This window comes from Nostoc sp. DSM 114167, assembly GCF_052692655.1.
The window spans coordinates 4,174,635-4,190,546 of sequence record NZ_CP195116.1 but is presented as its reverse complement, the minus strand read 5'-3'; the positions used below and the strand labels follow the sequence as shown (position 1 = coordinate 4,190,546).

Below are 15,912 nucleotides of genomic sequence, written 5' to 3'. Positions count from 1 at the left end.
TGCTAGAAACAACACCATCTATTATTGTTCTGCAAGCAAGCTGAAATTTATTCAGATACGTTACAAAACTTTAACCGAGGTAGGTTATGTCAGAAGTACAGCAACTCTTTTTCCAAGCAGATGGGGAGATTGAGCAGATTGAGATTAACGTCACAGCCATCGAAACAAGTTCGGAAATTGAGGAGGATGATGATGGCATAGAATACAAGGATGTGCGAACAGATGCGATCGCTCGGATGCAACAAGCTCGGCAAATGATTCGCTCTTATACTATCTATGCTCTGAGTGCTTTTAAAGACTTTAATACTGCGGAGATTGAGGAGGTAAAACTTACATTTGGCATTAAGTTGGGTGGGAAAGCTGGTATTCCTTACATTACCGAAGGTTCAGCCGAAAGTAATTTGCAAATTGAGGTGAAGTGTAAGTTTGCAGAAAAACCAAAACCTGATTCACAGTAACAGCAAAAAATTATCTGTACAAAAGGTAGGCAATACACATTAAACGCCCAACTTGCCTATATTTATTTTCTTATTAACCAAACCTAATTGCTGCGATCGCTTCAAATACTTCACCCAAGGTTGCTCTGATAACTGTGAAATGGCATTTGGTGAAAGTGTTGCTGTGAAAATATCTTTGCCACTGCTAACACCACTAACGCCTAAACTTTTTAAAATAGCAGTTGCAGCAGGGTTTAAAATTGGTTCAGTATGGATAAAAACTGCCAAACTACTTTCTTCGGAATCTTTAACATCATTTAGCGCTGTCGCAAGAGCGGCATCTAGTTTCTGATAATTCACCAGCAACTCCTTGGTAAACAGGGTAGGCAATAATTGTCTACCCTAAGTTATCAAATTTATAGGTTGTTGTTACCTACCCTTGTACAGAAATAATATCCATCATTCTCAGTCTAATTACAGATTCAAAGCGTTAATTACTCCATAACCCCATTTATCATCAAATGTGCCTGCGGGTTTGCCGGGAATCGCACTATTTTTACGTAGTAAGTCTTTCACAGCAACCGGATCGAGTTTAGGATCTCGCTGCAACAGCAGTGCTACTAACCCACTTACAAACGGTGTCGCCATACTCGTACCAGCCTGAACCACAAACTTGGAATTAATCATTGATGAGCGGTCAAAATTAGCATCGGCAGAAAGGGTGGAAACAATCATCGCGCCTGGTGCTGCTACATCGGGCTTCTGTCCATCATTGCGTAGAGGCCCTTCACTACTAAATTCCGAAATAGTATCCAATTCTAAGCCCATTTCTCGCACTTGGCCATCAATATCTGTGTACTTGGTTTTAGTAGTATAGGCGGCAACTGTAATTGCACTGCTGGCGGCTCCCGGCGAACCAATTTTTAAGGCATCTTTCACGCTTTTACCTGTGAAAAATACTGACGAAGTATCATCTAGTGTCCACACATTTAAACATGTGTCAGTTGAAGAAGTGTTGCGGACTCGCAACTGCCAAATACCTCCCATGACTGGCGAGGGGTCAATACCGCGTATTTGCACAAAGAAATTATGGTCGCCGTTGGCTTTATCTGGTGCTGGTGTCGCTAATTGCACCCGTGCATCTGGTAATTGGTAATCTTGGGCGGCATTACCTTCAGTAATAATTTTTTGGAAGGGAGTAACAAAACCGTTAGGACTCCGCACAGATACTTCTAATTCGCTGTCTTTGGCATACCAAGCGTTTAACCAAACGATGCCTACTTGATTCAAAGGGACATTGAAGCGCATACCACGAGTGCGTCCACTGGGTATTGTCGCTTGTCCATGAATGTTATCGTTTCCTTCGTTACCGGCTGCACAGCAAACAATTCTTCCAGGGCCAGTTTCGGCATCGATAACTTTGGATAAGGAATCGCTACCATCATGAGCATCAGCGTGTCCGCCCAAGCTGAGATTGACCACTGCTGGGCGTCCCAACTCTCTAGCAACTCGAAAAATGTAACGCACACCATCTGCAATGTGGGCATCTTGTAAATCTGACCTGACGACAACTAATTCCGCTTCTGGTGCGACACCACCATAACTAGCATCGGCACCAGCGGCAATGCCAGCGACGTGAGTACCATGACCGCCAGTATCCTGAGAAACTGTCAGTTGCGCTCCGGTAAATTCAGCCCCATAGCCGCCCTCTGTGACTCCTGGCCCTGGTAGTGTTTGATCCCAAATGTGTAAAATTCGTCCAGCAAAGGCGGGGTGTTTCGGATCGATGCCACTGTCTATAATACCGATGATTACTCCTTTACCTGTCAATCCGGTTTGATGCTTAAATTCCGGCAGTTTGACTGTTCCCATTGCAGTGTCCATCCTCAAATGAAGTTTGCGTGATGGCTTAATCCGCACAATCACATCTTCTTCAGATAAGACATCTAAACTCTCTATGGGTAAGAAAGCTGTTCGCACACTCCCGGAGTTTTGATTGACTTCAATATTATATTGTGATAGATAACTTAAGTCTGCATCAGGATCGCAGTAGATAAAAACGACGCTTTTAGTGGGCTTAACCGGGCTTTTATGGGCAATGATGCCAAGCGATCGCTTGTGTGTAACTAAAGCTCGATCTCCTTCATTTTGATAATCTTGATATGCTAAAAGTAGTCCAGGAGAAAGTTTTTCGTGTCTCATTTTTACCTTAAATTGAATTGAGTTGCCGTCAACAAAGTAGTGGTTATAGCAGGATAAGTCGCTCTAGGATTAACACAGTCTATGTAATTTTTTCGCTTCGATTATTTGATGCGACTATAGTTATCTATTTATTTTATAGATAACATCAAATAAGTTTAGGAGGTAAGAGTTATTCTTAAGACAATTGCTAATTCTTAACTCATATTCTGGAATTGCGTATCCCTCATAGTGATTTTCTGTGGTTACTGAGACATTTTCGCTCGGTTGCATCTAAGAATTACCGAAATCTAAGGTAACAGTAATTTTTCTGAAACTATAGTAGTCCTAAATTATTTGTGAAATATTTTTGGAGTCGGCTGTCATTAGTCATTTGTCCTTTCTAATCACAAATTACTCTTGACAAATCGCCAAGGACAACCATAACAAAAATTTTCACAATCTCATTTAAGATTGCTATACGCGATGTGCAACTTAATATTCTGACCTCACTTCCATTCCTCTCTCCTAAAAAGAGAGAGGCTTTGATTTTTGCTCCCCAACGCTAGTAGGGAAGGGGTTAGGTTTGAGAGAAAGTCGCACATGGCGTTATATTAAACTAATCCATCATCTGCCTAAATCATTACGGACAAAGTGAAGAAAATAAAATTAAGAAGAATTAAGTAATAAATAAATTTATTAAAGAAGATTTAAGACTCAGAATGCAATCAGTGACGAGTCTGTGTATATGAACTGTTAAAAACTAAAATAAATTGTAGTCAAAATAGTTAAGACTGATAACATTTGCGTATAAAACAGCATCAAAAAGGCTAAATCACTAATGAATACTGAGAAATCACAGATTCTCTATCATAAGTAAGAGCCATAAAGAAGCTAATATTTGCAACGATCGCTTCTGAACATACAAAAAATTATTCATTTCATGCAAATTCAAACACCAGACTGGGTGAAGCACGCTGTTTTCTACCAAATCTTCCCAGATCGTTTTGCCAGAAGCAAACAGCCACGCAAACGGTTATTGCAAGAGGCCCGTTGGGAAGATTGGGATTCTATGCCAACCCTTCAGGGCTATAAAGGCGGCGATTTATGGGGCATTATGGAGGGTTTAGATTACATCCAGAATTTGGGGATTAACGCGATTTATTTCACACCCATTTTTCAATCCGCCAGCAATCACCGCTATCATACCCACGATTATTATCGAGTTGACCCGATGTTAGGGGGCAACGAGGCTTTTAAAGAATTACTTGATGCAGCCCATCAACGGAATATCAAAGTTGTTCTGGATGGGGTATTTAACCATTCCAGCCGGGGCTTTTTCTTTTTCCACGACGTTTTAGAAAATGGCCCCCATTCACCTTGGGTAAATTGGTTCAAAATAGAAGGCTGGCCCCTTTCGGCTTACAATGGCGAATTCCCTGCCAATTACGTAGGTTGGGCGGGAAATCGCGCCTTGCCAGAATTTAACCACGACAATCCAGAAGTACGAGAATACATTATGGAAATTGCCGAATATTGGATTAAATTCGGCATTGATGGTTGGCGATTGGATGTACCATTTGAAATAAAAACTCCTGGTTTTTGGCAGGAATTTCGCGATCGCGTCAAAGCCATCAATCCCGAAGCTTATATTGTGGGCGAAGTCTGGGGAGATTCCCGCGAGTGGTTGGATGGAACGCAATTTGACGGCGTGATGAATTATCTATTTGCTGGGCCGACAATTGCCTTTGCAGCAGGCGATCGCGTAGTCTTAGAACAAGTCCAAAGCCGCGACTATCAACCCTACCCACCCTTATTTGCTGCCGAGTACGCCACCAAAATCCAAGAAGTACTGCAACTTTACCCTTGGGAAATTCAGCTAACTCAACTCAATTTGCTTGCGAGTCACGATACAGCCCGATTGATGACCATTGCAGGCGGCGATATCGCCAGTATAGAATTGTCAACTTTACTGTTACTCACCTTTCCCGGCGCCCCCAGCATCTACTATGGTGATGAAGTTGGTTTACCTGGTGCAATAGACCCAGACTCACGCCGTGGTTTTCCTTTAGAGACTAACTGGAATCAAGAAATTTTCAATACTCACCGCCAGTTAGTTGCCCTCCGCCACACTTACCCAGCCTTGCGTACAGGTGATTACCAAGTTCTCTTTGCTCAAGCAGAACTTTATATCTTTGCGCGAACTTTGGGGACAGAGGAATTAATAATTGCCATCAACGCTGGCACAAGTTCGGCAACAGCGAATGCAGATGTCGCTACTTTGCGTACTCAACCCAACAAGCTTTTATATGGCACTGCTGAAGTTGAGTGGAATAGTAAAGGAGATCGGCAGTTGTCATTAACTGTTCCTGCACGCAGTGGCTGTATTCTGGGAGTGGGGAGTGGAGAGTAGGGAGTAGGGGAGCAGGGGAGCAGCACTTCTCTACGAGACGCTGCGCGAACGGCTACGCTCAGTGACCGAGGAGAAGTCAGTTGCAGTAAGTCTTTCCCCTCAGCCCCCCAGCGCCTCTGCACCTCTGCACCTCTGCCCTTACTTCCCCGCCACCATTGCAGGCACCAACACCGCATCAATAATATGTATGACGCCATTGTCTGCCAGAATATCTGTTTTGAGGACATTGGCGTTATTCACCTTAAATTTACCGTCGGCAGATTCAATGGCGACAATTGACCCTTCAAGCGTCTCTGCCTCGTTAATTTGTACCAAATCATCAGACCTGACATCCCCACTAGCGATATGATACGCCACAATTTTCTGGAGCTTGGGGATATCTTGTAGTAGCGAGTCTAAAGTTCCCTCTGGCAGATTAGCAAAAGCTTCGTCAGTTGGTGCAAAGAGCGTGAAAGAACCAGGGCTTTTCAAAGTTTCGATGAAATTTACAGCTTTAGCAGCTTTTATTAAGGTATTGAAATTACCTGCTGCGATCGCAGTTTCCACAAGGTCAGCCATGAGGGTGCGTTATTTAATACTACAAGTTACTTATAAAGTGAGTAAAATACTTTTAGCTTCTATCAATAGAGAGGTTGCTGGCGATTTAACAGACAGCAGTAGACTGATTTCGTACTGTTACACTGGAGAATGACCCCAAGAATCACTGATTATGCTAAAGCGTTCTAAGTTCGAGACAACTCAATCTCAGATTATGCACCGTGCTGAGGATCTGATTAGTGCAGCCTCAAATCGATACCGCATTACGGTTCAGGTAGCAAATCGTGCTAAACGTCGGCGTTACGAAGACTTTGAAAGTAACGAAGATGCGATGATGAAGCCGGTGCTAAGGGCAATTATCGAAATGTCCGATGAGTTGACTCAACCAGAAATTATCGGCGAACTATAAGATTTAGTGCTGATTGCTGAGTGCTGAGTGCCGAATCAGGCAAATTCATCTTTTCACTCAGCAACGCCCAAAATATTGTTTTATGAAAAAGAAAAAATTTCTATTTAAATTAATTTTCTCAAAACTCACAACTCAGTACAAGCGAAACGCCCCGCTCCCGCTAACACCACTACTGCTTACCTTAATACTAGTGAGTGTAATTGTTTTAGGTTCAGGAGCGGATAAATCAATACATAGAAATTTATTTAGTATCCAACCTGCTTCTGCCCAGAGAGTCACGCCTAGCGATGTTTGGCAGCTAGTGTATCAACAATTGCCAGATTTTCCACGAGAAAATAAGTATATCAGTAAAGAAAATGGGAAAGTTGCCGAAAACAACACTTTAGCAAATCGCCTCATTAGATATCACATTTATACCAAAGGGCGGGCCCCCATTTATCGCTTGGATTGGAAGCTGACTTTAGCTGATTACCTGGGTGTGAACGAAATTATGTATGATACTACCTATCCAGGGAATGACTCACTACGGGAAAATCCGATAGAAGGCGATCGCAAAGCTATCAAAAGTCTCACCCGCAGCCAACGAGATGCCCTAGTACAAGTCTTAGTCAATATATTTAATCCTGCTTCCCAAAATACCCCATCTCCTAATTCCAATACCGCACCCAGTCCGACTACATCAACTAGCCCACAGCCACCACAACGAGGAGGTGCCGAACTACTAAAGTAGACTTCTTGGCATTTGTCGGGAAAAGGGGAAAGTGGGGTTCCAAGAAGGGGAAAAGGGGAAAGTGGGGTCCCAAGAAGGGGATAAGGGGCGAGGGGAAGGGGAAAAGGTTCTGTATTGTCCCTTTCTGTGGGGTGGGCCGAAAAGCCCGCCCTAAATCTGGGACGGGTGGGGACACCCATCCCACAAGAAAATTTGGGATGTTTTTTTATTTGGAAGTCCCTAAAGTCCTCTCTGCGAGACACTACGCGAACACTACGAATTGAAAATAATATGCCAGTTGCGTAAGTCCTGTTTTGAAACAACTGGGTTTTGACTCAGCACAAGCTAAACGCCTCGCTGACGCTAACAACACTCAGCTATATTTGCCAACAATTTGACTCACCTTGATAAAGGTACTGTGCGCCTCCACTCGTTTACCTTATTTAGACAGAATCGCTATAACTCATTGAGAATGCTAGAAGTTATTAGGCAAAGGTAACAAGTCACAGTAATATACATGTACTAATATAATTCAAAGCAGGGAAAGTCATGCCATACCAAAAAAAACAGGAGGGTGGTTATTGCTGAGAGACTAATGCTACCTTAAAGCCACAAATTGATTCACCATCACCGCCAATGCCAGCATACCCAAAATTGTCATTAATCCCGCAGGCATAAAGTTGCGTGTTTTTACTACTCTTAATGCAAAGAAAACTACTAGAACAGCAGTAACTAACACTGCTAAAATCGCACCCCAAGTTTGTCCTTGGAGTTGAAAGTAAGCGGCAAGTATTAGTAATAAACCGCTAATGCTACCACTTAAGAGTGAAACTTTACTTGTAGCTTGAATGTAGCCAATAACCCCACCAACAATCGCTAAAATACCGTAGGCAAAAGCAGCAATTATACTTAAATTCATTGTTAAAACCTATGTAGACTTTGACTTTACTGCCAGGGTCAGCAGACAATTTACCATAGCTATTTAGCTATACCACACAGTTAATTGATGGATAATCAAGCGATGCCAATGGCAAATACTTCTTCATATACAAAAATTCAATATCTCCAGCGCCAAGCAGCCTCACTTTTACTGTACCAATCTGTTCTGCAAGGCGAAGTCGGGATGGCATTTCTGGAACTGTTGCAAGCTATACGTTACACTGACACCGATGCACGGGGTTGTCTCCAAGCTTACGGCAATTACTTTTACGCTTTGGCTGCTAGAAATCAAAACTGGGAAGACTATTTAATTACTCAAATTCTCTTCTCTGAGAATCCCTTTACAAAGCTAGCGGGAGTGCAAGAATTTGAAGATTTGCCCCCAGCTTTAGTAACAGCAGTTCAGCATGATTTACAAGTATTGCAAAGTCTCTATGAGTGTAGCAGCGCTTCTTTGAGCGAGTGGGTACAAAGCGTAGCTCACATGCCGATTTCACCAGTAGTGTGGTATAAAGAGCAAGAATTGCTAGGAGTAGAGACAAAATTCATTACATATCTACAAGAGTTAGATAATTGGGGTGATGCTGTAGAAGAATTAGCAGCTTATTATCGGCAATGTGGCTCTGGTTTATTTGCAGAATATCGCGCTTTACGCTGGCAATCTGGGCAGTTTATCGGTATTAGGTATTCTGACCCGGTTAAACTGAGTTCGCTTGTCGGTTACGAATCTCAAAAAGATGCTTTGCTGAAAAATACTGAGTTTTTATTATCAGGAGAGATGGCACTGCATGTATTACTTTACGGTAGTCGCGGTTCTGGCAAATCTTCTTTAGTGAAATCTTTGTTGAATGAATATAGCAATCGCAGCCTCCGCTTATTGGAAGTAGCAAAATCTGATTTAAAAGACCTACCAGAAATCGTGGAACATTTACGGGGTGTGTCACAAAAATTTATTATCTTTGTCGATGACCTTTCATTTGAAGAAGATGATGATGCCTTTAAAGCCCTCAAGGTAGTTTTAGAAGGTAATTTAACGGCGCGACCGCAAAATGTAGTTGTGTATGCTACTTCCAATCGCCGCCACTTGATTCGGGAGTTTTTTGTGGATAGACCTGCACCAAAGGATAACGAGGAAATCCATGCCTGGGATACGATGCAGGAGAAACTTTCGTTTAGCGATCGCTTTGGTTTAACCTTAACTTTTGAACCAGCCAATCAGAAAACTTACTTAAAAATTGTACAACATCTAGTGGCACAAGCTGAAATTAATATTACCCAAGAAGATTTAGAATTTCAGGCATTACAATGGGCAACTCGTCATAATGGTCGTTCTGGACGTACAGCACGGCAGTTTGTTGATTTTTTAAAAGCAGATTTAACAATTTTTCATGCAAATAAAAATATATCCAACGCTTAACATTAAAATTATTTCATTAATGATTGCGCTTTTTTGTAACTTACAGAACAATGTTATGCAATATTAACTAAAATTAGAGATTTCATAACAGTTCTGATACCAAAATTGAGAAAAATATCTTGATTTCCCAGATAAACCACTTGGATTAAGTATTTTATGTGTATGTGTTTTTTAATTACAAATTACGAATTACGAATTAGGAATTACAAATTACTATGAGAGCTACTTATTCAGATAATTTAACTACGCTAAAAACCAGCAATATGCAATCAGTAACGATCGGCAATAGATTTATACTAGTGATAGTTGCCTTTAGTGTGAGTTTTGGTCTTAGCCTTGTCCCAAGCTGGGATTTTAATAAAGCCTTTCTCACAGGTGTAATTACTGCCGTTACTATCCATACAACAGCATTATTCATAGATAAGCGGCGCAGAAATTATGAAATGTTTGTTTTAGGTTCTCTGCGTAAGCGAATTAAAGAGATGGAGGGATTAAAGGCTCGTGTTGTTAGAGAAATCAATCAAATTGAAGAACATCATAATTTACTATATGCTGAATCACAACAGCTGCAAAATCAAGTTATAGAAAGCCGCAGCCAAAGAGATAGTCTACATCGAGAATTAAGAACATTTGCCGGACAAAAGAAGCAATTAGAAACAGAAGTTAGTAGCCTGCAAACTGAAATTAATAATTTGCAGAACAATCAAACTGAATTGAACAATGCTTTTTCTATCCTCACCGCAGAGAAGCGCCGTTTAGAGTCAAATTGTAATGTATCTCGCGCTGAAATCACCCAATTGCAAAGTCAAATTTCTGAGCTACAACACGAGAAACAAGAAATTGAAAGTAATTTAACTCTTTTAGGCAGACTCAAACCCCAATTAGAAGAAAAATTATACGAACTGCGAATTGCAATTCAAGAGCTAGAAGTTGAGACAACCCAAAATAATCAATTGCTAGTAGCAACCAAAACTGAAAGAGAAAATATCCAAGCTATTCTTAATTATTCACAAACCCAACTAGCAGAACACAAGGCCGAATTACAGCAATTACAAGGCCAAGTTTCATTATTGCAAGAAGAACGAGACTCATTACAAAATCAAGTATGGGAATTACTACAACAAGTAGAAACGTTTAATTCAGAGCCTTTGTCTGATAATTCTCAAGAAGATGATATTGAATTGTTTCCATTTTCCGAGATAATTGAATCTTCTGATATCAGTGAAAATTCGGAAGTTGAGACATCGAAAAATATCTCCGAAGAATGGACTAATTTTCTCGAAAATCTCCCTGGACATGAGTTACAAGTTTTAAAAGCTATAGTTGAACAAGATAATCCTAATAGTGCTATTAAAATCATTGCCGAAGCAAACATCACTATGCCAAATTTATTAATTGATTCTATAAATGAACGCGCAAATGATACGATTGGGGAATTAATAATCAATTCTGATTCGGAAAGTCCAAAAGTTTATCAAGAGCATATAACAGATGTAAAAAAAATGATTGCGATGTATGAAGACCTCATGACCAGACATACTTCATCAAATTAAATTGTTATTGCCGTCGTAAAATTTAGTAGTAAGATATATCTTTTACCTACTTACCGCGTGCTTCTGCGTTTAGAATCAAGTGAAGTGTAATACATGGCAAAGCTCAAAATCTCGAAGAAAATCTCCACTGCTTTAATTAATTCTCTTGGTGCGGGTGTAGTACCACGAGTAGGAGTTGAATATATCGCAGTAGGTCGAGAAAAAGAACTAAAAAGCCTATTACAAAATCTCGATGATATTGCAGAAGGTGTCGCAGCATTTCGCTTCATAATTGGTAACTACGGTTCTGGGAAAAGTTTTTTACTGCAACTAATTCGCAACCGTGCTATGGAGCAAGGTTTTGTAGTAGCTGATGCTGATTTATCTTCTGAACGGCGATTAGCTGGAAGTAACAATGAAGGTGTCGCTACCTATCGAGAATTAATGAGCCACCTAGCTACAAAAACTCGTCCTGATGGTGGTGCTTTAGTCTCAATTTTAGAAGGATGGATTAATAAAATTCAACAAGAAGTGGTTAAAGAAACTGGAATGCGTCCGAATGACGATGGTTTTGATGACCAAGTTGAAGCGAAAATTAGAGAAGTAGTTCAGTACATTGAAGATTTAGTTCACGGTTTTGATTTTGGTAGCGTGATTATCGCTTATTGGCGTGGCTACCGAATGGATGATGATAGTTTAAAAAATGCAGCAATGCGTTGGTTGCGTGGAGAATTTACGACTAAAGTTGAGGCGAAAGCAGCTTTAGGAGTACGGGTAATTATTGATGATGATAGTTGGTATGACTATATAAAACTATTTGCGAAATTTGTCGCTGAAATTGGCTATAAAGGACTGTTAATCTTAGTTGATGAAGCCGTACATTTATATCAAATATCTACTACGGTAACGCGCGAAAAGAATTATAATCGACTCCTCGCAATGTTTAACGATACCATGCAGTGCAAAGCAGAACATCTTGGCATTGTCGTTGGTGGAACAACTAAATTTTTAGAAGACCCCAAACGGGGACTTTTTGCAGACCAAGCTTGGCAAAGACGCACAAAAGAAAGTCGTTTTGTTGCACAAGCTAATATTCAGGAACATTTAGGGCCAGTGATTCGGTTAAATCCGTTGAGTGAAGCAGAAATATTGATGCTTTTGCAACGTTTAGCTGAGATTCACGCACTCAATTTTGGGTATGAACAGACTTTGACAAATCGCGAGTTGAAGGAGTTTGTACAAGAAATTATTAATCGCTTGGGTGCAGAAGCATTACTTACACCAGGGGAAATTGTGCTAGATTTTATGAGTGTGTTGAATATTCTTCACCAAAATCCAGGAATTGCGTTTGGTGAATTAATTCATGGCTCTAAATTTAAACCTACTGCGATGGGTAAAGATGCAGATGTGGATGAGGATGGCGCAGCAGAATTTAGTTTGTAATTAATAATGAAGAGACTGAACAATAAAAATAAGCACATTACTCTACAAAGTTTACTTTTTTGTAATTGGTAAGCCTAGCCAATCGCTAAGTTCATGAGCTAGCCAGTCTAGTTCCAAAAGAGTTACAGTAAAAATATCGAGTTCATTACTAGAAATTACATATTTTTTTATACCTGCCCATATTGTTAAATAATATTTATTGAAATCACTTTTGTTTATATCCAAACGTAAAATCTCTTGTCTAGAACTTGGAAAGGGATTGTGATGCTCAAGCTGAAATATTTTATAAATCAAATAAATCTGCTGGCGATTTATGTAAAGTCGCTTTCGCCCAAATACACATATACAAATCAGAAAAAAAGCTACAGGAGAAATGACTAAAATACCTCTAAATAAACTACTCCCATCACCACCTAAAAGCGGAATACTCATCATAAAAAGTATAAAAAAGTAGAGAATTATAAATGTAAGTGTTTGAATAGATAATAATCCTGCCCCTGGAATGATGATATCTATAAAATTAGCATTCTTATTCAACAAAATTTTACTACCATGAGGTTTTTTAGGAATTGAATTAATTGCCCTACTCTCAAACTGACTCTGATTATTTTCTCCTCCTTTCTCCAAGGTTCGCACAGCATCTTCAGTAGAAGCCAAGCGTTTACTCATAATCGGTTCTGTCATCCGCCTTAACCAACTGCTAAAACCAAGACTAATATTAGCAGCCTTTTCAAATTCAATTCGTAGGTCTGTTTGGGGTAAATCGCCTGGATGTTGACCTGTTACTAAGTAAATTAAAGTTGCGCCCAAACTGTAAAGGTCAGAAGCACGAGTAGCTCTCCCATTAAATTGTTCTGGTGGCATATAGCCGTAACTTCCCACAACAGTCATAGTGCTACTTGTTCTGGCGATGGTTTGCACTGAACCAAAATCTACTAAGTAGACTTCACCCACACTATTACTAGAGCGATTTGTTAATAGAATATTGCTTGGCTTGATGTCACGATGAATCACGGGCGGTTGACGGCCATGCAAATATTTGAGAATTTCTAGAATGGCTTTTGCTAGTTCCTTAACTTCTTCTTCACTGAAACTACGCCCAGCTTTGAGTTGTGCTTCTAGAGATTGGGCTGGGATATAACTTTGTACGAGTGCAAATCCTTTGCTGTTGGGTGAATCTAGCTCAAAGTAGTCAAGGTAGCGGGGAATGGCTGGGTGGGAAAGTGCTTTGAGAGTTTCAGCTTCCCGCTCAAATAGTTTGAGGTCATTCCATTCAAATTCATTACCAAAGGACAGTATTTTAACCACTACTAATTCTTGAGTTTGTAAGTCACGAGTTAGCAGCGATCGCCGTCCGGCTTTTTTGCCTAATTCCTGTTGCACTTGATACCTTTCTAACAGAATTTCTTGATTAGAATCTGGCAATTCTCGACTTGTCATTTGCTCGTGACCCCAAAGCTTTGTTGCTTTTATAGCTTTGCTGTTTGTTACTACCCCACTGTAAGATTACTTAAGTTAGCAACAAGCATTAGAGAAAGTATTTTTCTACAATTCGACTTACTATCTACTCAATACTGCTTAGATTTTGCTTAAAAATAAAAATGTATAGGAATAAAACTCAATCAAACCTGCAATTATCATCGAATTCATTTATTTTCAGTATTGGTTAAAATAGCTTTTGGTTGATTAGCATTAAATAGAGAAGCGTTTAGTTTGTCTAATAAGCATAAGTAGCTTAGAGGTTGTTTGAAAAGTCGTGATTGGTGTATCAAATATTTTTTACCCCACCCTAACCCTCCCCTTAAAAAGGGGAGGGAACCGGATTTTTCTTGTTTCCCCCCTTTATAAGGGGGGACTAAGGGGGGTAACAACGCAATGAAAATCACAATCAAACACTTTTCAAACATCCTCTTAACTCACTTTAGAAAATGAGCGAAAATCATTCATTAGCACCCTCTGGAAACAACCGATTCAAGTCTAATAATGTATCTTCAAATCCAGGAATTGCCACTGACTGATTCGATAAAGAAATCTGCTTGCTGAGATAGCTAAACTTATTTTGAGCATTTTGATATGGCTGGCTATGACGCTCAAGTTGACTATCTGGTAAATTCACAATCCAGTAATCAGAAATTCCGGCTTCTGCATACAAAGACAGCTTGGTTGTTTGGTCGTAATCTAGGGTTTTATCTGAAATTTCAATCACTAATAAAATATCTTCGGGATAGGGATGATGAGCTAGGTAATCTTCATCTCTCCCTCGTGCAATGACAACATCCGGCTCAGGCTCACTTTGATTAGGAAGGGTGATGGGATCTTGTCCGCGGATGACTGCTTGATCGCCTAGAAGCCGATCCAGTTGACGGCATAGGATAGAACTACAAACTGTATGAGGCGTTCCCTTTGCTGTCATTTGAATCAGTTCTCCGCGAATCAATTCAATACGATCGCCCTCTGTGAAAAATCCGAGTTCAATCAATTGATGGTATTCTGCGATCGTAAATCGTTTAGGTGTCACAACATTCATGAGACATCTTTCCAATAGTACTTGTACAGTAGCTTCGTAATTCGTAATTCGTAATTCGTAATTCGTAATTAAGTTTTGCATTGTTAAATTGACTGCGTTGTTTACCGTCGCAGCGATCGCAATGCCTCAAATTGCTGCCAACAAAGATATAATGCACGCGGTACGTGAAAACATCCTTTCCATTTGCCGCCTTTGAGGTTCAATAAAACTTCTCCACGGCGATTGAGATAACCGAACCACTCACCGTATTCTGAATCAGCAAAGTGTGACCAGGCGTAATCGTGCATCTTTTGATACCATTCCCAACACACTTCACGCCCGGTCAGGCGATAACCCATCGCTAATGCAACCAATGACTCTAAATGAACCCACCACAGTTTTTGATCCCATTCCAGTTGTTGTGGGGGATGACCATCTGCATCCATAAAGTAATACAATCCGCCGTACTCCTTATCCCAAGCAAAATTCAGAATATTTAGTACTACATCAACAGCTTGGTTAATAGTTTTGGTGTCGTTTTTTCGACGCGCGATGTCCATGATAAACCACATCGCTTCGATACCGTGACCTGGATTAATCAGCCTTCCCTCAAAACTATCGATGTGGGAACCGTCAGGGGCAACGTTTTCGTACATTAGTCCCCGTTCTTGGTCGAGAAAATCGGTCATCACTTCGCGGACTGTCTCAGCTAGGACATTCTCTAGTGTTTCCTTTGGCAGCAACCATTCCATTTCTAGAGTCAAGTTGGCTAAAATCATCGGTACAGCCAATGATTTCATCGGGCGTGTGCCGGGATAGGTTTTATTATATTTGCCCTTGGGGTTATCTTTGCGGCGTAATACGTTGTTATAAGCTTGCATCGCTACATCCTTTGCCCATTCTTCGCCGCCAGCGAGTGCATATTGACTAAATGCCATCGCTGCAAAGCAATCAGAAAAGATGTTGTAAGGGTGAACTAATGGTTTTCCTTCACGGGTGAGGGCAAAGTACCAGTTACCATCGCTATCTCTGCCATGTTGGGCGAGAAAATTAGCGCCATTGCTGGCAATTTTTAGCCAGTTTTCGCGCTTTTCTAACTGGTTGTAAAGCATCGAAAAAGTCCACATTTGGCGGTTTTGCAGCCAGATGAATTTGTCTGTATCATAAATTTTGCCTTGGCGATCGAGGCAGGTGAAATAGCCGCCTTGCTGCCAATCGAGAGAATATTTTTCCCAAAAGGGGAGTACGTCGTTGAGGAGGGCGTTTTTGTAAAGTTCAGCGATCGCTTGAAAGTCCTGCTCCATAAATTTCCTCCCTTTTTGTACTAAATCTAACAGCTTAACAGTTATCATATTTTGGCTCTAATATGGAGCGACGCCGATAGCGTACTCC

The 15,912-nt window shown here is 40.6% G+C and carries 14 protein-coding genes; 7 read left to right on the top strand and 7 right to left on the bottom strand.

Annotated features, from left to right (window positions below):
* Positions 1–86: 86 nt before the first annotated feature.
* A complete protein-coding gene (locus tag NSTC731_RS17930; protein WP_445631977.1) occupies positions 87–458 on the top strand; it encodes a CU044_2847 family protein in 372 nt (123 codons plus the stop codon).
* 39 nt (positions 459–497) lie between these two features.
* On the opposite strand, the gene NSTC731_RS17925 is transcribed toward NSTC731_RS17930, so the two are convergent.
* Entirely contained in the window at positions 498–797 is a 300-nt protein-coding gene (locus NSTC731_RS17925; RefSeq protein ID WP_445631976.1) for a hypothetical protein, read from the bottom strand.
* A gap of 114 nt (positions 798–911) precedes the next feature.
* Entirely contained in the window at positions 912–2,639 is a 1,728-nt protein-coding gene (locus NSTC731_RS17920) for a S8 family peptidase (protein ID WP_445631975.1), read from the bottom strand.
* Between the two features lie 919 nt (positions 2,640–3,558).
* Here NSTC731_RS17920 and NSTC731_RS17915 point away from each other — a divergent pair.
* The gene (locus NSTC731_RS17915) at positions 3,559–5,028 is read left to right on the top strand and encodes a glycoside hydrolase family 13 protein (protein WP_445631974.1); all 1,470 of its coding nucleotides are present in this window, start codon (positions 3,559–3,561) and stop codon (positions 5,026–5,028) included.
* Positions 5,029–5,166: 138 nt separating this feature from the next.
* Here the strand turns inward: NSTC731_RS17915 and NSTC731_RS17910 are convergent, their stop codons facing one another.
* Positions 5,167–5,586, bottom strand: coding sequence for a fasciclin domain-containing protein (locus NSTC731_RS17910; protein WP_445631973.1), 420 nt, complete (start codon positions 5,584–5,586; stop codon positions 5,167–5,169).
* A gap of 151 nt (positions 5,587–5,737) precedes the next feature.
* Here NSTC731_RS17910 and NSTC731_RS17905 point away from each other — a divergent pair, with 151 nt between their 5' ends.
* Positions 5,738–5,974, top strand: coding sequence for a DNA-directed RNA polymerase subunit omega (locus NSTC731_RS17905; protein WP_094351515.1), 237 nt, complete (start codon positions 5,738–5,740; stop codon positions 5,972–5,974).
* 82 nt (positions 5,975–6,056) lie between these two features.
* Positions 6,057–6,704, top strand: a complete 648-nt coding sequence (locus tag NSTC731_RS17900) for a hypothetical protein (protein ID WP_445631972.1) — start codon at positions 6,057–6,059, stop codon at positions 6,702–6,704.
* Between the two features lie 577 nt (positions 6,705–7,281).
* On the opposite strand, the gene NSTC731_RS17895 is transcribed toward NSTC731_RS17900, so the two are convergent.
* The gene (locus NSTC731_RS17895; protein WP_445631971.1) at positions 7,282–7,602 is read right to left on the bottom strand and encodes a TMEM14 family protein; all 321 of its coding nucleotides are present in this window, start codon (positions 7,600–7,602) and stop codon (positions 7,282–7,284) included.
* 87 nt (positions 7,603–7,689) lie between these two features.
* Here NSTC731_RS17895 and NSTC731_RS17890 point away from each other — a divergent pair, with 87 nt between their 5' ends.
* From NSTC731_RS17890 to NSTC731_RS17880, 3 genes are all read left to right on the top strand, one after another.
* Complete coding sequence (locus NSTC731_RS17890) at positions 7,690–9,039, top strand: ATP-binding protein (RefSeq protein WP_445631970.1); 1,350 nt, start codon at positions 7,690–7,692, stop codon at positions 9,037–9,039.
* Between the two features lie 215 nt (positions 9,040–9,254).
* Positions 9,255–10,592 carry a tellurite resistance TerB C-terminal domain-containing protein gene (locus NSTC731_RS17885; protein WP_445631969.1) on the top strand — a complete coding sequence of 446 codons (1,338 nt, stop codon included), beginning with the start codon at positions 9,255–9,257 and terminating at the stop codon, positions 10,590–10,592.
* Positions 10,593–10,685: 93 nt separating this feature from the next.
* On the top strand, positions 10,686–12,014 hold the full coding sequence (locus NSTC731_RS17880) for an ATP-binding protein (RefSeq protein WP_445631968.1): 1,329 nt from the start codon (positions 10,686–10,688) through the stop codon (positions 12,012–12,014).
* A gap of 51 nt (positions 12,015–12,065) precedes the next feature.
* On the opposite strand, the gene NSTC731_RS17875 is transcribed toward NSTC731_RS17880, so the two are convergent.
* From NSTC731_RS17875 to NSTC731_RS17865, 3 genes are all read right to left on the bottom strand, one after another.
* Positions 12,066–13,454: a serine/threonine protein kinase gene (locus tag NSTC731_RS17875; protein ID WP_445631967.1), complete on the bottom strand. Its 1,389-nt coding sequence runs from the start codon at positions 13,452–13,454 to the stop codon at positions 12,066–12,068.
* 499 nt (positions 13,455–13,953) lie between these two features.
* Entirely contained in the window at positions 13,954–14,541 is a 588-nt protein-coding gene (locus NSTC731_RS17870) for a Uma2 family endonuclease (RefSeq protein WP_445632117.1), read from the bottom strand.
* 101 nt (positions 14,542–14,642) lie between these two features.
* Complete coding sequence (locus tag NSTC731_RS17865) at positions 14,643–15,824, bottom strand: AGE family epimerase/isomerase (RefSeq protein ID WP_445631966.1); 1,182 nt, start codon at positions 15,822–15,824, stop codon at positions 14,643–14,645.
* Positions 15,825–15,912: the final 88 nt, after the last annotated feature.